A 20,577-nucleotide genomic window follows, 5' to 3' on the forward strand; every position below is an offset into this window, starting at 1 on the left:
CAGCGGAAATATGCGACGCAAAAACCTGATCGGCCTGACCCTCTGTGTTCTCATCTTCCTCACCGGTTTCCTGATCAAGGGCAACCTGGGGCTCTACTTCAACCTGGCCGGCCTGATGATCGTGGTCGGCGGCAGCAGTGCCGCGGCCCTGCTCTCCTTCCAGGTCCACCGCCTGAAGATCGTCTTCCAGGTCATCCGTGCCTCCTATACCCAGCGCAACATCTCTGAGGATCAGATCGTCGAGATGCTGATCAACCTGGCCATCAAATCCCGGGTGGAGGGGATCCTCTCCCTCCAGGAAGAGGAGCAGGAGACCTCCATCCTCTTCCTCCGTCGGGGCCTGGGCTGCCTGGTGGACAACTACGACCCGCACCAGATCAGGGATATCCTCAACACCGAGATGTACTTCTTCAAACTGCGCCGGGAAGACAGTGAGCGGGTCCTGCGCACCATCGGCGATTTTTTCCCGGCCTTCGGGATCATCGGCTCGGTGGTGGGATTGATCTCCATGCTGGCCGGCATCGGCGACACCTCGGTGATCCTCCGGACCGTGCCCATTGCCCTGACCTCCACCCTCTACGGTCTGGTCTGTGCCAACTTCTTTTTCGTGCCCTTTGCCGCCAACCTGCGGGAACGGACCAACCACGAACTCCTGCTCCAGAAGATCATCCTGGAGGGGATCGTTGCCATTGAGAGTGAACTCAACCCCACGGTATTGAAGACCAAGTTGCTCTCCTTCCTGACCCCCTCCTCCCGCCAGGACGACCTGGTGCCCCTGGCCAAGATCCGCGATAAATTCAATATCCGCTCCCAGGAAGATACTGACAGGGCAGGAGAGCAGCCTGCCCCCTGAAGAGTAGAAGGAGATGGCGAAATCTGCCCAGGAAGTGTAGGATGGCGGTGATCTTTCTTTCCCCTGCAGCAGGGGAGCCAACCGTCTCCTCAACCCCTGGTCGCCCCATGGATCGTCTCCTCGCCCTTAGCCTGATCTGTCTGTTCTTTCTCGGCTGTTCTCCGGCCACGGTCTCCACCCTGGTCGAGCAGGAGGGGAGTCGACAGCTGGAGGCCCCGGAGGCCCTGAAACGGGTGCAGGCCAACACCCTCTTCCTCCACTCCAGCGACGAGGACAGTTACCTCTTCTTTGCTGCCTCGGGCAAACTCTTTGCCAGGGATATCTATGCCAACAGCGACTCGGGCCGCTGGGACCTCAGTGAAGACGGAGAGCTCTGCCTGCAGCTGAGCAAGTGGTGGTACGGCGACCTGCGCTGCTTCCGGCTCTTTACGGGCAGAGCAACAGACCGTCTGCATCTGGCCAACAGCGCCGATGTGCTCGAATACTCGGCCCAGCTCCTGCCAGGCGACGACCAGGAGCTCTACCGCCCCCCTGCTCCGGAAAAAAAGAGCTTTCGCCGCTCCCAGCGACGTAAGGCAGAGGCTGCCGCGCTTCAGGATAAGCCCCCCTCCATCCCTCCCAGGAGTGAGCCCCCCCCCCCTGCAGTGACGGTCCGGGACAACCAACCGCTCTCCAGCCACCGCAGCCAGAAGGACCACCAGGCCACGCTCCAGTGGATGGCACGGGACTGTCCCGGCTGCAACCTGGCCGGAGCCGATCTCCAGCAGAGTGCGCTGGTAGCAGCCCAACTGGGGGGGGCCGACCTGAAGGGGGCCAACCTGCGGATGGCCAACCTCCGCCGGGCCGATCTCAGCGGTGCGGATCTGCGCCAGGCCAGACTGACCTATGCCAACCTGCCCGGAGCCAACCTGCAGGGAGCCGACCTGAGGGGGGCCGATCTCCACGGGGCCAACCTGATCCGGGCAGACCTGCGCCGGGCCAGACTGGAAGGAGCCGACCTCAGCGAGGCCCTGCTGGAAGGGGCCATGGGCCTGCAATGAGGGCCTGACCACCAACCGAATCAATACTCCCGACCTTGAGCCCGGATCCGACTGCACGGCCCGGGGTTCAGGCGATCGTCAACCATCAACACCCTCGATACCATCCATGTCCGCACCCTTTGTTCATCTCCATGTCCATACCCAGTACTCCATGCTGGACGGCGCCATCCGCCTTCAAGACCTGATCAACCGTACCATCGAACTCGATATGGAGGCCGTGGCCGTCACCGACCACGGCGCCATGTACGGGGCCCTGGAGTTCTACGAAAAAGCCACCAAGGCCGGGATCAAACCCCTGGTGGGCTGTGAGTTCTATGTGGCTGAAAAAGGCATGCTGATCCATGATCGCTCTGCCGGCCACAACTTCCATCTGGTGGCCCTGGCCACCAATGCCCGCGGCTACGCCAACCTGATGAAGCTCACCTCCCTGGCCCAGACCAGGGGATTTTACTACAAACCCAGGATCGACTTTGCCACCCTCTATGCCCACAGTGAGGGCTTGATCGTGCTCACTGCCTGTCTCCACGGCGAGGTCCCCTGGAGGATCACCCATAATGATCCGGCCGGGGCACGGGCCAAGGCCCGGGAGATCCAGGAGGTCTTCGGCGACCGGCTCTACTTTGAGCTCCAGGAAAACGGCATCCCGGAGCAGCGGCTGGCCAACAACGGGATGATGGAGCTTGCCGACGAGCTGGGGATCAAGCTGGTGGCCACCAATGACTGCCACTACCTGACCAGGGAGGAGTCCTATGCCCATGAGGTGCTGCTCTCCATCCAGACCGGCAAGACCATCAGCGACCCCAGCCGCTTCCGCTTCCCCACCCAGGAGCTCTACTTCAAGACCCCGGACGAGATCGCTGCCCAGTTCCACTACTGCCCCCAGGCGGTGAGCAACACCCTGGAGGTGGCGGAGCGCTGCAAGCTGGAGCTCAGCTTCGGGGCCCATCACTTCCCGATCTTTCCGGTGCCCGAGCAAGATACCCTGGAGAGCCTCTTTGAACGGGCCTGCTGGGACGGCTTGAAGGAACGGCTTGAGCACCTGAGGGAACTCCAGGAGGTGGATCAGGAGCTGGAACAGGTCTACCGCGACCGATTGACCATGGAGATCGGGGTGATCAAGACCATGGGATTTTCCGGCTACTTCCTGATCGTGTCCGACTTTATCACCTGGGCCAAGGAGCAGAAGATCCCGGTGGGTCCGGGACGGGGTTCCGGGGCAGGCAGCCTGGCCGCCTTTGCCATGGCCATCACCGATATCGACCCCATCCCCTATGGTCTGATCTTTGAGCGCTTCCTCAATGTGGAGCGGATGTCCATGCCTGACTTTGATGTGGACTTCTGCAAGGATCGCCGCGACGAGGTGATCGACTATGTCCGCCGGCGCTACGGCGGCGACGACTATGTGGCCCAGATCGTGGCCTATGGTTCCATGAAGGCCAGGGCCGTGCTCCGCGACGTGGGCCGGGTGCTGGAGATCCCTCTGCCGGTGGTGGACCGGATCGCCAAGCTGGTACCCGACGAGCTCAAGATCACCCTCAAGAAGGCCATCGACAAGGAGCCCCGCCTGCGGGATGCGATGAAGGAGGACGATGTCCGCGAGCTGCTCACCGTGGCCCAGACCCTGGAGGGCCTCTCCCGGCACAAGTCCACCCATGCCGCCGGGGTGGTGATCTCCCCCACCCCCCTGGTGGACTACCTGCCGGTCTGCATCGGCCCCAACAAAGAGATCCTCACCCAGTATGACATGAAGTACACCGAGAAGACCGGACTGATCAAGTTCGACTTCCTCGGCCTCAAGACCCTGACCGTGATCGACCGGGCCCTGAAGGTGATCGCCTATGATGTGGGCAAAGAGATCGAGCTGAGCAAGATCCCCATGGACGATGCCAAGGCCTATGACCTGCTCTGCCGGGGCGACAGCCTAGGGGTCTTTCAGCTGGAGAGCGACGGCATGCGGGAGCTCTTGATCAAGATGCACCCCGAGCAGTTCACCGACCTGATCGCCCTGGTGGCCCTCTACCGCCCGGGTCCCCTGGATTCTGGCATGGTGGACACCTTTGTCGAGACCAAACACGGCCGGCAGCTTCCCGACTACCCCCTGCCCCAGATCAAACCGGTCCTGGAGGAGACCTACGGGGTGATCGTCTACCAGGAACAGGTCATGAAGATCTCCAACATCCTGGCCGGCTACAGCCTGGGTGATGCGGATATCCTCCGGAGGGCCATGGGCAAGAAGATCCCCGAGGTCATGGAGGAGGAACGGGAAAAATTCATGGCCGGGGCCGAGAAGAAGCAGGTGGACAAGGACAAGGCCAAATACATCTTTGACCTGATGGCCAAGTTTGCCGGCTACGGCTTCAACAAGTCCCACTCGGCCGCCTATGCCCTGATCGCCTACCAGACAGCCTATCTCAAGGCCCACTATCCGGCCCAGTTCTTTGCCGCCCTGCTCTCCTGTGACGTGGATAACACCGAAAAGGTGGTCAAGTATATCAGCGAGTGCCGCCAGAACGAGATCGATGTCCTGCCCCCGGATATCAACGAGTCCTTCAACGACTTCACCGTCATCCAGGACCGGATCCGTTTCGGTCTGGCTGCGGTGAAGAATGTCGGCGGTGCGGCCCTGGACTCCATCCTGGCCGAGCGCAAGGAGAACGGCCCATTTGCCTCCCTGGACGATTTCTGCAGCCGGATCGACGGCAGCCGGGTCAACCGCAAGGTGGTGGAGAGCCTGATCAAGGCCGGGGCCTTTGACTCCATGGGGGGCAAGCGGGCCCAGTACATGGAGGTCCTGGACCAGGCCCTGGAACAGGCCAAGGCCATCCAGCGCGACCGGCTGAGCGGCCAGATGAGCCTCTTTGGTCTGGCCGCGACTCCAGAGGCTGCCAGCTCCACCACCATCACCCTGCCCCCTATCCTGGAGTGGCCGGAGTTGCAGAAGCTTGGCTTTGAGAAGGAGACCATCGGCTTCTTCCTCACCGGCCATCCCCTGGAGGGGGTGAAGCAGGATATTGGCCTGATCGCGGATACCGAGATCGAAGGGTTGGACGGCTGGCGGGAGGGGCAAGCAGTCCGGATCGGCGGCCTGATCACCTCCTACAAGGAACATAAATCCAAGAAGGGTGACCGGATGGCCTTTGTCTCCCTGGAGGACATGGCAGCCAAGGTGGAGGTGATCGTCTTTCCCTCCACCTTTGCCGACTGCAGCGAGCTGCTCCTAAGCGATCATCCCCTGATCGTCCTGGGCACGGTCCAACAGGGGGAACGGGGCGCCAAGATCATTGCCCAGGAGATCACCAGGGTGGAAGAGGCCATGGAACGCTACGCCGAAAAGGCGGCGATCACCCTCCGGGCCGAGGCCACCTCCCGCCAGCATATGATCCAACTCAAGGAGTTGCTCTATCAGTACCACGGCACCACCCCGCTCAACCTCACTCTCCACTTCGACGGCCGGGGCCAGGTGGATATCGAGATCCTCAAGGACCTGACCATCCGAGCCTGCCCCGCCTTTTACCATGATATCGCAGGCCTCTGCGGAGAGCGGGCCCTGGCCCTGCAGATGAGGACCCCTGAGGTCAGAAGACGGGGCAACGGCAAACGCTATCCGGCCAGAGCCGGCAACTGATGCCGACCTCCCGGGCCGGCTGCAGCGGCCGGACCGGACGGCCGCTGGCCGGGACTCCTCCGGGGAGCGCGAAGCCTGCCGGGGTCCAGGGACAGGCCTGCACTTTCATGGAAAAATAAGGAATTATAAAAAACGGATTGCTTTATTCAGGAAATGGGGGTAAATAGAAAGCAGCAGTAGAATATCATCTGTTTTATCATGAGAGATTGTTATACCCCTTCGTCCAATCATCTTCCATGGGATTGGACGTTTTTTTTTCTGTTTTTTGCGGTGATATTCTCATCAACTAAAGGTCCACACAGGACGCACGAGAAAGGAAGTACGAAGTGAACACAGGTATTGTAAAATGGTTTAATGCCTCCAAGGGCTTTGGCTTTATTGAACAGGAGAATGGAGCAGATGTCTTTGTCCATTACTCCGCCATTCAAGCCGACAACTACAAGACCCTTGACGAAGGTGCAGAGGTAGAATTTGAAATAGTTGAGGGCCAGAAAGGTCCGGCTGCGGCCAATGTGGTTCAGCTCTAAACCTTTGCACAACATAGCACCATAGAAAATGCCCTGCGATGAGCAGGGCATTTTTTTTGGCCGTTACCGGCCTTCCTCTCTCCTTCACTTCCATCCGTACCGCTGAAACACTATGAATACATTTGTAACACTAGGGATCAACGATGATCTCCTCAAGGGCATTGCTGCCATCGGCTTTGAACAACCAACCCCTATCCAGGAAGAGGTCATCCCCCTGATCCTGGACCAGCAGGCAGACATGATCTGCCTGGCCCAGACCGGCACCGGCAAGACCGCTGCCTTTGGTCTGCCCCTGATCCAGTTGACCGAGGAGGCCACCCGCCAGACCCAGGCCCTGGTCCTCTGCCCGACCCGGGAACTCTGTGTGCAGGTCAGCCGCGACTTAACGGCCTTTGCCCGCTACGTCAAAGGCCTCAACATTGCCGCCATCTACGGCGGCGCCAGCATGGAACAGCAGATCCGGATGCTGCGCCGCGGCACCCAAATCATTGTCGCCACCCCGGGTCGGCTCAACGACCTGATCAACCGCGGTCAGGTGGATATCTCCCAGGTCCGCTATGCGATCTTTGACGAGGCGGACGAGATGCTCAACATGGGCTTTCAGGAAGAGCTCAACGCCATCCTGGCCCAGACCCCTGCAGAAAAGAATACCCTGCTCTTCTCGGCCACCATGTCCCGGGAGATCAAGAATATTGCCGGCAAGTACATGAGCGAGCCCATGGAGGTGACCATCGGCAAACTCAATGCCGGGGCCGAGCATGTGGAGCACGAGTACTATCTGGTCCAGGCCAGAAACCGCTACCCGGCCCTGAAACGGATCGTTGACAACGCACCTGGCAACTACTCCATCATCTTCTGCCGAACCCGCCAGGAGACCCAGGAGGTGGCCGACAAGCTCTCCCAGGACGGCTATAATGCCGAGGCCCTCCACGGTGACCTCTCCCAGGCACAACGGGACCAGGTGATGCAGAAGTTTCGCCGCAAGAGTCTCCAGATCCTGGTGGCCACCGATGTGGCGGCCCGCGGCCTGGATGTCAACGACCTCAGCCATGTGATCAACTACAACCTGCCCGATGATATCGCCAACTACACCCACCGCAGCGGCCGTACCGGCCGGGCCGGGCGTAAGGGCACCTCGGTGGCCATTATCCAGGCCCGGGAGCAGTTTCGAATCCGGCAGATCGAAAAAAAGATCAAGAAGAAGTTCAGCCGCAAACAGATCCCTTCGGGCCTGGACATCTGCAAGAAACAGCTGTTCAACCTGGCCGAGTCCCTGACCACCACCGAGGTGGACTGTGAGCAGGTGGATCAGCTCTACCCGGAGATCGCCGCAATGCTGGCCGAGGTCAGCCGGGAGGAGTTGATCAAGAAGCTCCTCTCCCGTGAGTTCAAGCAGTTCTTCAACTACTACCGCAATGCCCCGGACCTGAACATCAAGGAGGGGGAACTCAAGCGGGCCAGTCACCAGGAACGCAGCGGCAAAAACGAGCAGCGCTTTGCCGGCGGCAAGCATCAGTTCACCCGATTTCACCTCAACGTCGGCCGCAAGGACGGCCTGCTGCCCCAGGGCTTGATCGGTACCATCAATGGAGCGCCGGGCGGCGGCCGGATCAAGGTGGGAAAGATCGACATCATGCAGACTTCAGCCTTTCTGGAGGCGGACAGCAGGTATATCCCCCAGATCATGAACGCCTTTCGCCATACCACCATCAACGGCAAGACCGTATCCATCACCATTGCCCGGGGCAAACCGCCCATCCGCCACCCCAAACAGGGAGAATTACGCCGCAGCAAGCGGAGAAAATTTAAACATGCCTAAGCTGCCCCAGCGCTCGGGTCAAACCGATATAACCACCTGCCTCTTTCCTGCGGAAGAGGCAGCTCACTGCAGTGAGTCCCCCTGCAGCAACCATCTGAGGAGATCGACCCTATGAATATCTATGTTGGACAATTACCCTTTGACGTCAGCGAAAGTGACCTGACGGAACTCTTCACCCCCTTCGGAGAGGTCGCCAGTGCAAATCTGATCATGGACCGCTATTCGGGTCGATCCAAGGGGTTTGCCTTTGTGGATATGCCCAACAACTCCGAGGCTGACACCGCCATCAAGGCCCTGAACAAGTCCATGTTCAAGGGCCGGGAGATCAAGGTCAACCAGGTCCAACCCCAGAAGCGCAACAAACGCAACAAACGCCGCTCACGCTTTTAGCCGCCGGCCTTGCCCATGATCCGGCCAGGCGTGCTGGCTCCGGCTTGGCTCCGCTCTGGGCGGGACTGAGCCGGGACAACGCTCCTCAGCTGGAGGCAGACCGTTTCAAGGGCTGTACCCTGGGACTGTAGCCTGAGACGAAGGGCGCGTACTCTTCCCGGAGCAGCCTCTCCCCGGCGCCCCGGCCTCAAGGCCCACCCCCTCCCTGTGGGCAGCAGCGCCTGCTCCCTGGCTCCGGCTCAGGCGAAACAGAGCCCACATTCGGGACAGACCGTCGATTGGGTGGAAAAACAGCTGCCGCAGGCCGGACAGGTTGCCTCTGCTGCTGTCGGATCATAGACCGCCCCGGAGTGGGTGGTGTCAAACTCCGCCAAGCCCGTACTGCGCTGATGTTCCTGGGCCAGTACTGCCAGGACCTCTTCCAGATCTGCCAACCGTACCTGGAGCAACACCTCGCTGCCACAACACCCCTTGGTGCAGCCGGCCTGGGTTTCTGCCGCAATCAGAGAGGGCAGGGAGTGCTCGATCAGGTAGGCCTGCAGCGCCTTAATCTGGAGGAGCGGTCCCTGACGGATGGTCACCAGCTCCTCACCGGCTGCGATCTCCAGGGAGCGTTCCCCCTGGGCACGGGCCTGCTGCGCCAGGATCTCCCGCAACCGCGCCCCCTGGATCAGCTCCAGGCTGCAAGCAGCGCATTGGCTTATTTCAGGCCGATACTCCTCACCGCACCGCGGACAGTACTTCAACTCCGCTTCTATCTGTTCCAACTGCATTATCTGCTCTCGTCAGCCGCTGCCTGTCCCTGAACGATGGTTTGGTGACAGACAGCAGCCAGGTTCTGGTTCACAAAAAAAGACTAGAGGATGTAGCGGCTGAGGTCCTCGTCTTCGGAAATGTCGGCAAGCTGCTCCCGGACATATTCGGCGGTAACCCTGAAGTGCAACTCCTCCCGCTCCGGAGCGTCGAAGGAGACCGCGTCCAGGACCCGCTCGATGATGGTGTGCAGTCGCCGGGCCCCGATATCTTCGGTCTTCTGGTTAACCTGAACCGCAATCCGGGCCATCTCCCGGATGGCATCCTCGCTGAAGACCAGCTCAATATCCTCGGTGGCCATCAGGGCGGTATACTGTTTGACCAGGGCGTTCTGCGGTTCGGTCAGGATCCGGAAGAACTCCTCCTCGCCCAGGGCATCGAGGCTGACCCGGATGGGAAAGCGCCCCTGGAGCTCGGGCACCAGGTCCGAAGGCTTGCACATATGGAAGGCCCCGCTGGCGATGAAGAGGATGTGGTCGGTCTTTACCGGCCCGTACTTGGTGGTTACCGTGACCCCCTCGACAATGGGCAGCAGATCCCGCTGCACCCCTTCCCGGGAGACCTCTGGGGATCCGGAACCGCTGCCGCCCCTGGAGGCGATCTTATCGATCTCATCCAGGAAGATGATCCCGGACTGTTCGGTCCGGCGGATGGCCTTCTCGGCAATGGATTCATTGTCCACCAGCCGGCCGGCCTCTTCTTTTTTCAGCTGCTCCAGGGCCTCGGGGACCTTCATGGTGCGCTGCTGTTTCTTCTTGGGAAAAAACTTGGAAAAGGCGTCCTGGAGCGAACTCTGCATCTCCTCCATGCCTGAGGCGGAGAAGACCTCCACCATGGGGGCCCCGCCCTGGGCAGACACCTCCAGGGCAACCTCCCGCTGATCAAGCTTCCCCTCCCTGAGCATCTGCCGAAACCGTTCCCTGGTGGTCAAAGGACTCTCCTCTCCCCGCCCCTGGCCGGCATCCCCGTCATAGCCCAGGCTGACCACGCTTCCGGACTCGGCCCCTGTTCCAGGGCCTGGGGTCTGCCGGGGCGTGCCCGGCAGCAGCAGATCCAAAAGCCGCTCCTCGGCACGCTCCTCTGCCTGGCCCCTGACCCCCAGTTCCGCCTCCTTGGTCACCATATTCACCGCCAGCTGGGTGAGATCCCGGACCATGGATTCCACATCCCTGCCCACATAGCCGACCTCGGTGAACTTGGAGGCCTCCACCTTGATAAAGGGACTCTGGGCAAGGTGGGCCAGACGACGGGCGATTTCGGTCTTGCCCACGCCGGTGGGCCCGATCATGATGATATTTTTGGGAGCGATCTCTTCACGCAGGGGTGAAGCGACCTGCTGGCGGCGCCAGCGGTTACGCAGGGCAATGGCCACAGAGCGTTTGGCTGCTGCCTGACCGATGATATAGTGGTCCAGTTCGACCACGGTCTCTCTAGGGGTGAGCGAGTTCATGACGTTCATCTTCTAAGGTTTCAACCACCAGGTTGGAGTTGGTATAGACGCAGATGGAACCGGCAATTTCCAGGGCACTGCGGGCAATGGTCGGGGCATCGAGCTCGGAGTGACGGACCAGGGCCTGGGCCGCTGCCTGGGCATAGGGTCCGCCGGACCCGATGGCCAGGATGCCGTCGTCGGCCTCGATGACGTCACCGGTACCGGAGAGCAGCAGGGAGTAGCTGCTGTCCACCGCCACCAGCATGGCCTCCAGGCGACGCAGGATCTTATCGGTACGCCAGTCCTTGGCCAGTTCCACCGCTGCCCGCATCAGGTTGCCGTTGAACTGTTCCAGCTTCTGCTCCAGGCGGTCATAGAGGGTAAAGGCATCGGCTGTTGAGCCGGCAAAACCGGTGATCACCCGATCGTTATAGAGGCGTCGAACCTTCTTGGCGTTATGCTTGATCACCGTGGGGCCCAGGGATACCTGGCCGTCACCGGCAACCACCACCTTGCCCCGATGACGCAGGGCCAGGATGGTCGTAGATCGAATTTTTTTCATAGTTCCATATACAGCTGAATTTAATTTGTATTTTGAATAATGAGATATCTGCTGCCGGCTCGGCCCAGCACAGCGGCGGCAGCACCACCAGGCGAAACAGCTGGTGCCAGCATCTCCTCTTCAGCCGCTGTCTGGGCTTGGGCCGGGCCCCATTGTTTTTTGGCCTCATCCTGACCATCAGGCTGAGACGGGCCGCCTCGGTTCCAGGCCGACAACGTTGGCCAAGGTAAGCACTGGGGAGACGGGAGTCAATCCCTGTCAGCGGGACTACCTGCCCTCCTTGCCGGCCTGGGGATGGGCCTGGTCGTAGACCCGGGTCAGGTGTTCCACGTTGACATGGGTATACTTCTGGGTGGTGGAGAGGCTGACATGGCCAAGCAGTTCCTGGACCACCCGCAGATCGGCTCCCATCTCCAGGAGGTGGGTGGCAAAGGAGTGACGCAGGCCATGGGGGGTCACCGGCGTAGGAATTCCGGCCCGTTCCCCATACATCTTCATGAGCCGCTCCACACTGCGTACCGACAGGCGGCTACCGCGGTTGTTGAGGAACATGGCCGCCTGTTCCGGGGCATGCCCCCGGCTGAGGCGGGCAATGCTCAGGGCCTCGCGCTGGGGCTGATAGCGCTCCAGGGCCTCGGCCGCGAGCCTGCCGTAGGGTACCAGCCGCTCCCTGTTGCCCTTGCCCAGTACCCGCAGCATACCGGTATCTTTTTGATAGTCGCTCCGGTTGGAGGCCACCAACTCCGAGACCCGGACCCCGGTGGAGTAGAGGGTCTCCATGATGGCCAGGTCCCGATGTTGAAAGGTGTCTGTTGCCGCCGGCGCCTCCAGGAGGGCAAAGACCTCGTCCACGGTCAGAAAGTTGGGAATGGCCCGCCCGACCTTGGGGTTGCGGATCCCTTGCAGAGGATCGCTAGGCAACAGCCCCTGGCGGGAGAGAAAACGGGAAAAGGTACGCAGGGCAGAGAGTTTCCTGCCGATCGTGGCACTGGCGTTGCTGGTATAGAGGTGACCGATAAATCCCTGTACCAGGACAGGCGTCATGGCGGCGGGCTCGCTCGAGGCGCCTGCGAAGCGATGAAACTCCAGGAGGTCACGATGATACCCCTCCACCGTGTGGGGAGAGTAGCCCTTCTCCACCAGTAACCAGGTGGTAAATTGGTCAATATATGAAATCATCGGTAAACAGCTATTGAAAGGAAGCACTATTATGTTTAAACTAACAGATTACCCCCAGCTCGCAGAGAGAGCAAGGAACAAACAATCTTCGCTCAAACAAAGTGTTACCAGCGGTTGATGCCATGGCAAAAAAAACATTTGAAAGCGCCCTCTCCAAACTGGAGAAGATTACCCAAGAACTGGAAGCCGGTGAACTGCCCCTGGAGTCCAGCCTGAAGAAGTTTGACGAAGGTGTCCAGCTGGTCGACTTCTGCAACTCTAAGCTGGAAGAGGCCAAGTCCAGGGTCGAACTGCTGCTCAAGCGAGACGGCTCTTTTGAAACCGTACCCTTTGAAGAGGATTCCCGTGGAGATTAAGCAATACCTCAAGGATCAGCGAGAGATCGTCGAAGAACAGCTCAAGCAGGTGATGCCCGCTGCCGCAGGCCCCTTTGCCGAACATATGGAATCCATGCGCTACAGCCTCTTTGTCGGCGGCAAACGGCTCCGCCCCATCCTCTGTCTGGCCGGTGCCGAGGCCGTCAGCCCCGGGATCGAGCCAGAGGTGGCCCTGCCCTTTGCCTGTGCCCTGGAATGTATCCACACCTACTCCCTGATCCACGATGACCTGCCGGCCATGGACGATGACGACCTGCGCCGGGGCAAGCCCACCAACCACACCATCTACGGTGAGGCAGCCGCCATCCTGGCCGGTGACGGCCTGCTGACCTATGCCTTTGAGCTGCTCAGCAGAGCTGGTGAGGAGGCCGCGCTGCCCGCAGCCGCTAGACTGGCGATCATCGAACTTATCGCCCGGGGTGCCGGCTCCACCGGTATGGTCGGCGGCCAGTCCCTGGACATGATCTACGAGGGCAAACAGGTGGACTACGAGACCCTGAAGACCATCCACCGCAGCAAGACCGGTGCCCTGATCACCGCAGCCGTGCTCAGCGGCGGCATGGCCGCAGGCGCCAGCCCTGAGCAGGAGCAGGCCCTGAGCAGCTACGGCGACAACATCGGCCTGGCCTTTCAGATCGTGGATGACCTCCTCGATGTGGTCTCCACCACCGAAGAGCTGGGCAAGCCTGCAGGCAGCGATGAGGCCGCTGAAAAGGTTACCTATCCCTCCCTCTTCGGCCTGGACCGATCCTGGAGCATGGCCAAAGAGGCGGTGGAGCGGGCCATCACCGCCCTGGCTGGCTTTGACCACCATGCCGACCCCCTCCGGGCCCTGGCCACCTATATCATCGAACGGAAGAACTAGCCATGCTCATCATGAATACCCAGGTGGACCAGCAGCAAAAGGTACTGGACTTCATCGACAGCCCCCAGGACCTGCGCAGCCTGGATCCGGCTGAGTTAGAGATTCTGGCCCATGAGCTGCGGGAGACCATCATCTCCACGGTGGCCGAGACCGGCGGCCACCTGGCCCCCAGCCTGGGGGTGGTGGAACTCACCATGGCGCTGCACTATGTCTTTAACACCCCCAGCGACAAGCTGGTCTGGGACGTGGGCCATCAGGCCTATGCCCACAAGCTGCTCACCGGCCGGAAGGACCGCTTCCATACCCTCCGCCGCCACAAGGGGCTCAGCGGCTTTCCCAAACGCGGGGAGAGCATCTATGATCCGGTGGAGACCGGACACAGTTCCACCTCCATCTCCTACAGCCTGGGCATGGCCGTGGCCAAGAAGCTGCGGCAGGAGCAGGGCAAGACCATTGCCGTCATCGGCGACGGCTCCATGACCGCGGGTATGGCCTTTGAGGCGCTGAGCCACGCCGGGGACCTGGATAAGGACCTGGTGGTGATCCTCAACGACAACGAGATGTCCATCTCCCCGAATGTGGGCGCCTTCTCCAGCTTCCTGAGCCAAAGGATGACCGGCAAGACCATCCGGAGGCTGCGCGATCACATCGAAGAACGGTTGATGTCGCTCTCCTCGGTGGGCGAAAACCTGCTCTCCCTGCTGCGCAAGAGTGAGGAGAGCCTCAAGGTCTTCCTCACCCCGGGAATCCTCTTCGAGGCCCTGAAATTCAAGTATGTCGGCCCCATCCCGGGCCATGATCTGGACAGCCTGATCGCCACCCTGACCAATGTCCGCGACCATAACCACGGCCCGGTGCTGGTCCATGTGATAACCACCAAGGGCAAGGGCTACGCCCCTGCGGAAAAAAACCCCGGGGCCTACCACGGAGTCGGCCCCTTTGATATCGCCACCGGCAAGGGCAAGAGCTCAAGCCCCGGCCGTCCCTCCTATACCAAGGTCTTTGGCAACACCCTCTGCACCCTGGCCCGCAGAGACCCCAGGATCACCGCCATCACCGCGGCCATGCCCGGCGGCACCGGCCTCCAGCCCTTCAGTTGCGAGTTTCCGGACCGATTCTTTGATGTGGGCATTGCCGAGCAGCATGCCATCACCTTTGCCGCCGGCCTGGCCCTGGAGGGGATGCGGCCCTTCTTTGCCGTCTACTCCTCCTTTATGCAGCGCTCCCTGGACCAACTGATCCACGATGTCTGCCTGCCCAACCTGCCGGTGACCATTGCCCTGGATCGCAGCGGGGTGGTGGGCGCCGACGGCCCCACCCACCATGGAGTCTTTGACCTCTCCTTCCTGCCCTTTATCCCCAACCTCACCATGATGGCGCCCAAGGACGAAAATGAGCTCCAGCACATGCTCTACACCGCCAGCCTCCATGAGGGCCCGGTGGTGCTGCGCTACCCTCGGGGCACGGGGGAAGGCATCCCCCTGGATCAGGAGCTGACCGCGCTCGCCCACGGCAGGGGCGAGTTGCTCAGGGAGGGCAGCGACCTGCTCCTGCTGCCGGTGGGCAACCGGGTCTACCCGGCCCTGACGGCGGCCAACGAGCTAGCAGGATTGGGGATCCAGGCAGCGGTGGTCAACCCCCGCTTCATCAAACCCCTGGACGAGGAGCTGATCAGTAGCTGGGCCGAACAGACCGGTCGGGTGATCACCATCGAGGACAACGCCATCCAGGGCGGCTTTGGCGCTACGGTGCTGCAGATGCTCAACCAGAGGGGGATCAGCCTCCCCCTGGCCACCCTCGGCTATCCAGATCACTTCATCGAGCAAGGTCCCCAGGAGGTGCTCTGGCAGGAGGCCGGCATCGATCCTGCCGGGATCATCAGGGCTGCCCTGAAAATGATCCAGGCCTAGACCGATACGTCCAACTCAGCTGAAGAGGGCAGCTCCCCGCCCCCTCACTTCGTTCGGCTCGCCCAGGGGGGCTCTAGTGCCCAAAAAAAAACAGAGACTGCCAGGCAGTCTCTGTTTTTTTTTAAGGGAAGCAAAGGGCCGGGCCGTTTCAGATCCGATAGTAGTCCCGATACCAATCCACAAAACGCTGGACCCCCTCCTCGATGGAGGTGGCCGGCTTAAAGTCGATCTCCCGAACCAGATCATCCACATTGGCATAGGTGGCTGGGACATCGCCGTCCTGCATGGGCAGAAAGTTCTTTTCAGCCTTCTGACCGAGGCACTCTTCCAGCACCTCGATATAACGCATCAGCTTTTCCTTATGGTTGTTGCCGATGTTGAAGACCCGCCAGGGACAGTAGCTGGTGCCCGGATCCGGGGCATCACCGTTCCAGCTGCCATCGGGCCTGGGCAGGTGATCGATGACCCGGACCACCCCTTCGACGATGTCGTCGATATAGGTGAAGTCCCGTTCCATGTTGCCGTTGTTGAAGACATTGATGGGCCGGCCCTCAAGGATGGCCTTGGTGAAGAGGAACAGCGCCATATCCGGCCTTCCCCACGGCCCGTAGACCGTGAAAAAACGCAGCCCGGTGGTGGCCAGGCCAAAGAGATGGCTGTAGGTATGGGCCATCAGCTCGTTGGCCTTTTTAGAGGCTGCGTAGAGGGAGACCGGGTGATCGACGTTGTCGTGGACCGAGAAGGGCATCCGGGTGTTGGCCCCATAGACCGAACTGGACGAGGCATAGACCAGGTGCCTGACCCCGCTGTGGCGGCACCCTTCCAGCAGATTGACAAAGCCCACCAGGTTGGTGTCCACATAGGAGTGGGGATTGATCAGGGAATAGCGGACCCCGGCCTGGGCAGCCAGGTTGACCACCGCATCGAAGCGATACTCGCCAAAGAGGGCCGCCACCTGATCCCGGTCAGCCAGGTCAATATCGGCGTGGGTAAAGGAGGCCGAGGGCAAGAGCTGCGCCAGACGATCCCGTTTCAACTGGGGATCGTAGTAGTCGTTGAGGTTATCCAGGCCGACTACCTGCCGCCCCTGCCTGAGCAGTTGGAGGGTCAGGTTATGACCGATAAAGCCGGCAGCACCGGTTACAAGCAGGGTCTTCATCGTGGCCAGTTCACCGTTGCTGAGGTTAACAACAGGGCCTCGACCCTGGTCAGATTGTGATTAATCATCAAAATCCCCCTCCGGTCCCTTGTCGCTGTCCAGAAGCGCAGCCCGCTCACGGATCTTTTCCTCGCTCCACTCCTCGGCAGCCTCCAGGCGTCCTGTCTTGGGCCCCAGGTCATAGCTGCCCGCCTCCAGGATGGCCTCCACCGCGTAACGGGCGGTATCGCCTGCATTAAAGACCTCCACCAGCAGGGTATAGACAAAGTCCTCTACCCGGCGGGCCATCCGCTCGCGAATGGCCCGGGGCTGGCCCATGATCTTGTTTTCAAAGACCAGGTTGAGCTTCTTGTAGTCCCCCTTCTTCCAGCCCTGGCTATCGGCATGGGCCACCATCTCGGCCCAGAGTTCTTCACCGACGCCCTCGCCCGGGACCTTGATAAAGCCGCCCTGCTCATCCAGGATGGCGTTGCCGTAGTCGTTGACCTCCAGACCCCAGGAGATCATCTGCAGGGCCGTGGCCACATTGGCCTTGGTGGAACGGGTCTCTTCGGCGATCCGCCGCAGCCGCTTGGAGTTGTTGCCCGAGGTCCCGTGCTGGGCACCGGAGATGCCATAGGGGGCCAGGGCCTCATGAATCTCTCCGGTCAGCTCCACCTGGATCCCCTGGGCCGAGGCCTCGATCCCATGGGTGGTCCCGTTGTTGAGGGCAATCCAGTCCGGAAAGAGGTCATGACCATTCAGGCCCTGGACCAGGAACAGGGCCTCCTCCTTGGAGGAGAGGCCAAAGGCACCCTTGATCTCACCCACCTCGGTCTCAAAGCCGGCCCAGGAGGGTACAAGGCCGGCCAACTCGATGGAGGCCAGCAGGTTTTCCTCGTCAACCATGTGGGAGGCATCGATGGCAATGGAGGTGATGCCTGCCTCAAACAGGGTGGGAATCTCCACCCTGGCCGGTGCCACATCCTCAGGGCTCTTGATCCCATAGTGATCGGCATGGATGGCCACGGGCACGGTGATAGCCAACTCATTACAGAGGGCATCCACCTGTCTGGCCATGTTCCAGTAGTTGGTGGGGCAGTAGGCCTTGGCACCGCCTTCGGAACGGGCGATCTCGATAATCAGGGCGGCCCTGGCACGCTGGGCGGCCTTGAGCGCTCCCCGGATAACCAGATGGTTCCGGCCGTTGGCGGCAATGGTCATGGCGCCGCCCTTGGCCAGCATGGCCCGGTCAATCACCTTGCCGCTGACCAGCAGCGCTCTGGAGTTGGGAAAAAGTGCGGTGATGTTTGGTGGACGACCGATTTCCAGCGCCTTCTCAAAATCAGAAACATAGGCCATAACAAACCTCCTGAGAATAGGTAATGTGCAAAGTACAGATATAACGATAACGATAACGAAAAAAAAGAACCGCTCCGCCTCGAACCAGGGCCACTGCGGCCGGTCTCGGCGTCACGCTCAAAAACTCGAACTCGTGGCCAGGGGCTGGTCCCGAAAGCCATGCCCGGCAGATACCCCTCAGCCATGCCCCGCGCTCAGGAATCCCCGTTTCCCTGATCCGGGCCCTGTCTGGGGCTGAAGCCAAGAAAGGTGGTTCTGGCAAACAGACCAATGGCCACGATGCTCACCTCATAGAGGATGATCAACGGCCCTGCCATCAGGAGTTGATTGACCACATCCGGAGTCGGGGTGAGGATGGCTGCGACCACAAAGGCAATAAGCAGGGCATATTTTCGATTTTTCTGGAGAAAAGGACGGTTCACCACCCCCATCTTGGCCAAAAAAACCATAAAAACAGGTAACTCAAAAACCAGACCAAAGGCAAGCAGTAATCGCAGGGCCAGGGAAAAGTATTCACTCACCGCCGGCATGGGTTCCAGGAAGGTGTTGGCATAGCCAATGAAAAATTTAAAGGCCGGCGGGAAGACCACAAAGTAGCCAAAGGCACAGCCGCTGAGAAAACAACAGCTGGAGATCAGGGTAAAGGGCAGCATAACCCTCTTTTCATGGTGATAGAGGCCTGGGGCGATGAATCTCCAGAGCTGGTGGAAGAGAACAGGGGTGGCCAGCAGCACGCCGCAAACCAGGGCGAGCTTTAGATAAAAAAAAACCCCTCCTGATAGGAGGTGAAGATCAGGTGCTTCTCTTCGGGCAGGACTGTGACCAGGGGCTTGAAAAACCAATCGGCAATGGGCCGGATCCAACTGTAGGCGATCCCGAAACCGACCGCCACCGCCGCCATGGAGATAAGGAGACAGCTGCGGAGTTCCGCCAGGTGTTCGCTCAGGGACTGTTTATCAAATGGTTCTTGCTCGTTCACAGTGATGCTCTACTCCTTGCCAGGGACGGCTTGAAATCTTGCCCATTGTGGCAATCTCAGGATTATGCACTAAGAGCGCTCCCAGGGGGATCGGCCTCGACTCCATCTTCCGGCATACCTACCCGAGTTGAAAAAGGATTTTTCACCCTGCCCCTTCCCCGGACAACCGCCTTGGCCAAACTTACCGTATCCGGCAGCCAATGTAAACCGGAGACTGATTGTATTTGACTTCCCGCCGGGGTTGAGGATACACTGCGGCCAAGGCCAATCAACTGATTTAAGAGATTTTTTCAAAGGTAGCATATGCCAACCCTGCTGGTAGTGGACGATGAACTGAGCATGCGTGAGTTCCTGAAGATCCTATTGGAAAAAGATGGATACCAGGTAGTTACCGCAGCCGACGGCAAGGCGGCCCTGGAAATCGTCAACCACACCCCCGTTGACCTGATCATCTCGGATATCCGGATGCCGGGAATGAACGGCCTGGAACTCCTGGCCCGGGTCAAAGAGCTCGACAGCGAGGTTGGGGTAATCATGATCACCGCCTTTGCCAGTCCCGAGGACGCGGTCTCGGCCATGAAGAACGGGGCCTTTGACTATATCACCAAGCCCTTTAATGTGGATGAGATCAAGGGAGTGATCCGTGCTGCCCTGCTCAAACGAGGCAGGAGCTCGTCCTCGGATCAGAGCGACGCCTTTCCAGAGATCATCGGTCAGAGTCAGGAGATGGTCAAGATCTTTGAGCTGATCAAGAAGATCGCCCCCACACCGGCCAATGTCCTGATCTACGGCGAATCCGGTACCGGCAAGGAACTGGTGGCCAAGGCCATCCACAACCACTCCCGGGTGGCTGACAAGCCCTTTGTACCCATCACCTGCAGTGCCATTCCCGAGAGTCTTCTCGAGAGCGAACTCTTCGGCCACATGAAGGGCTCGTTTACCGGCGCCATCGCCGACAAGGCCGGCCTGTTTCAGCAGGCTGATCAGGGCACCGCCTTTTTAGACGAGATCGGTGAACTGACCCCCATCATCCAGACTAAACTGCTGCGGGTCCTCCAGGAGCGGGAATTCATGCCCGTGGGCTCCACCACCACCCGCAAGGTCAATGTCCGCATCATCACCGCCACCAACCGGGTCCTGGAAGAGGAGATCATCTCCGGCAGCTTTCGCGAAGACCTCTACTATCGCCTGGCCGTGGTGCCGATCCGGGTCCCTCCCCTGCGGGAACGTATCGGTGATGTCCCCCTGCTGGTGGACTATTTTCTCAAGAAATATTCCACCCTGCTGGGCAAGGAGGTGCAGACCATCTCCTCCTATGGCCTGGAGGTCTTGATGAAGTATGACTTTCCCGGCAATGTTCGCGAGTTGGAAAACATCATCGAACGGGGGGTGGCCCTGGAGTCCTCCAACATCATCCTCCCGGAGAACCTGGTTCTCTCCACCCACCGGAGGCAACAGCAGCAGCCAGCCCCTGAACAGAGCCCGCTCTTCGTGGCTGCAGAGGATGAAGAGGAACTCTTTGAACGGGGACTGGAGGAGGTCCTCCAGCAGCTGGAAAAACAGTTGATTCTCCATGCCCTGGACAGGGCGGATCATTCGAAGATGCGCGCTGCAGAACTGCTGAAGATCAGTTTTCGCAGCCTCCGCTATAAGACCAAGAAGTATGCCATCGACTGAGTCCCAGACCAGGTCACCGCCCCTAGCCA

Annotated in this window: 16 protein-coding genes and 1 pseudogene; 10 read left to right on the plus strand and 7 right to left on the minus strand. The window is 60.2% G+C overall.

The genetic code is table 11. The features are described from left to right. The first annotated feature begins 10 nt into the window (after positions 1-10). The 6 genes from G494_RS0100385 to G494_RS0100410 all read left to right on the plus strand — a co-directional run bounded on the left by G494_RS0100385 (position 11) and on the right by G494_RS0100410 (position 8,254). Positions 11-853, plus strand: a complete 843-nt coding sequence (locus tag G494_RS0100385) for a motility protein A (RefSeq protein ID WP_028582915.1) — start codon at positions 11-13, stop codon at positions 851-853. A gap of 41 nt (positions 854-894) precedes the next feature. Next, a complete protein-coding gene (locus G494_RS27310; protein ID WP_051305177.1) occupies positions 895-1,893 on the plus strand; it encodes a pentapeptide repeat-containing protein in 999 nt (332 codons plus the stop codon). Between the two features lie 106 nt (positions 1,894-1,999). Continuing rightward, positions 2,000-5,518 carry a DNA polymerase III subunit alpha gene (gene dnaE, locus G494_RS0100395; RefSeq protein ID WP_028582917.1) on the plus strand — a complete coding sequence of 1,173 codons (3,519 nt, stop codon included), beginning with the start codon at positions 2,000-2,002 and terminating at the stop codon, positions 5,516-5,518. A gap of 326 nt (positions 5,519-5,844) precedes the next feature. Beyond that, positions 5,845-6,045, plus strand: coding sequence for a cold shock domain-containing protein (locus tag G494_RS0100400; protein ID WP_028582918.1), 201 nt, complete (start codon positions 5,845-5,847; stop codon positions 6,043-6,045). Between the two features lie 112 nt (positions 6,046-6,157). Next, positions 6,158-7,864, plus strand: coding sequence for a DEAD/DEAH box helicase (locus tag G494_RS0100405; protein ID WP_028582919.1), 1,707 nt, complete (start codon positions 6,158-6,160; stop codon positions 7,862-7,864). 111 nt (positions 7,865-7,975) lie between these two features. Further along, complete coding sequence (locus tag G494_RS0100410) at positions 7,976-8,254, plus strand: RNA recognition motif domain-containing protein (RefSeq protein WP_028582920.1); 279 nt, start codon at positions 7,976-7,978, stop codon at positions 8,252-8,254. A gap of 239 nt (positions 8,255-8,493) precedes the next feature. Here G494_RS0100410 and G494_RS0100415 read toward each other — a convergent pair whose 3' ends face one another. The 4 genes from G494_RS0100415 to G494_RS0100430 all read right to left on the minus strand — a co-directional run bounded on the left by G494_RS0100415 (position 8,494) and on the right by G494_RS0100430 (position 12,240). Then, the gene (locus tag G494_RS0100415) at positions 8,494-9,027 is read right to left on the minus strand and encodes a zinc ribbon-containing (seleno)protein DG (RefSeq protein WP_035245007.1); all 534 of its coding nucleotides are present in this window, start codon (positions 9,025-9,027) and stop codon (positions 8,494-8,496) included. Between the two features lie 83 nt (positions 9,028-9,110). Further along, positions 9,111-10,526, minus strand: a complete 1,416-nt coding sequence (gene hslU, locus G494_RS0100420) for an ATP-dependent protease ATPase subunit HslU (RefSeq protein WP_028582922.1) — start codon at positions 10,524-10,526, stop codon at positions 9,111-9,113. Further along, positions 10,498-11,061, minus strand: a complete 564-nt coding sequence (hslV, locus tag G494_RS0100425) for an ATP-dependent protease subunit HslV (protein ID WP_208597620.1) — start codon at positions 11,059-11,061, stop codon at positions 10,498-10,500. Before hslV ends, hslU begins: the two co-directional genes overlap by 29 nt. A gap of 267 nt (positions 11,062-11,328) precedes the next feature. Then, positions 11,329-12,240, minus strand: coding sequence for a tyrosine recombinase XerC (locus G494_RS0100430; RefSeq protein WP_028582924.1), 912 nt, complete (start codon positions 12,238-12,240; stop codon positions 11,329-11,331). A 122-nt stretch (positions 12,241-12,362) separates the two neighbouring features. Between G494_RS0100430 and G494_RS0100435 the strand changes: the two genes are divergently transcribed. Genes G494_RS0100435 through dxs form a run of 3 tightly spaced genes read left to right on the plus strand, consistent with a single transcriptional unit; the run spans position 12,363 to position 15,392 of the window. Continuing rightward, positions 12,363-12,596 (plus strand): exodeoxyribonuclease VII small subunit, encoded by a 234-nt coding sequence (locus G494_RS0100435; RefSeq protein ID WP_028582925.1) that lies wholly within the window; start codon positions 12,363-12,365, stop codon positions 12,594-12,596. Next, a complete protein-coding gene (locus G494_RS0100440) occupies positions 12,586-13,482 on the plus strand; it encodes a polyprenyl synthetase family protein (protein WP_028582926.1) in 897 nt (298 codons plus the stop codon). Before G494_RS0100435 ends, G494_RS0100440 begins: the two co-directional genes overlap by 11 nt. 11 nt (positions 13,483-13,493) lie before the next feature. Then, positions 13,494-15,392 (plus strand): 1-deoxy-D-xylulose-5-phosphate synthase, encoded by a 1,899-nt coding sequence (gene dxs / locus G494_RS0100445; RefSeq protein WP_028582927.1) that lies wholly within the window; start codon positions 13,494-13,496, stop codon positions 15,390-15,392. 148 nt (positions 15,393-15,540) lie between these two features. Here dxs and G494_RS0100450 read toward each other — a convergent pair whose 3' ends face one another. The 3 genes and pseudogenes from G494_RS0100450 to tatC all read right to left on the minus strand — a co-directional run bounded on the left by G494_RS0100450 (position 15,541) and on the right by tatC (position 18,793). Continuing rightward, positions 15,541-16,551 carry an NAD-dependent epimerase gene (locus G494_RS0100450; RefSeq protein WP_028582928.1) on the minus strand — a complete coding sequence of 337 codons (1,011 nt, stop codon included), beginning with the start codon at positions 16,549-16,551 and terminating at the stop codon, positions 15,541-15,543. Positions 16,552-16,611: 60 nt separating this feature from the next. Then, entirely contained in the window at positions 16,612-17,892 is a 1,281-nt protein-coding gene (locus G494_RS0100455) for a class II fructose-bisphosphate aldolase (protein ID WP_028582929.1), read from the minus strand. A 194-nt stretch (positions 17,893-18,086) separates the two neighbouring features. Beyond that, a pseudogene (tatC, locus tag G494_RS24935) lies at positions 18,087-18,793 on the minus strand (twin-arginine translocase subunit TatC). 381 nt (positions 18,794-19,174) lie between these two features. Between tatC and G494_RS0100470 the strand changes: the two are divergent. Continuing rightward, on the plus strand, positions 19,175-20,548 hold the full coding sequence (locus G494_RS0100470; protein ID WP_028582931.1) for a sigma-54-dependent transcriptional regulator: 1,374 nt from the start codon (positions 19,175-19,177) through the stop codon (positions 20,546-20,548). Positions 20,549-20,577 lie beyond the last annotated feature (29 nt).

It is taken from the genome of Desulfogranum mediterraneum DSM 13871 (genome assembly GCF_000429965.1).
GTDB classification, from domain to species: Bacteria; Desulfobacterota; Desulfobulbia; order Desulfobulbales; family Desulfobulbaceae; genus Desulfogranum; species Desulfogranum mediterraneum.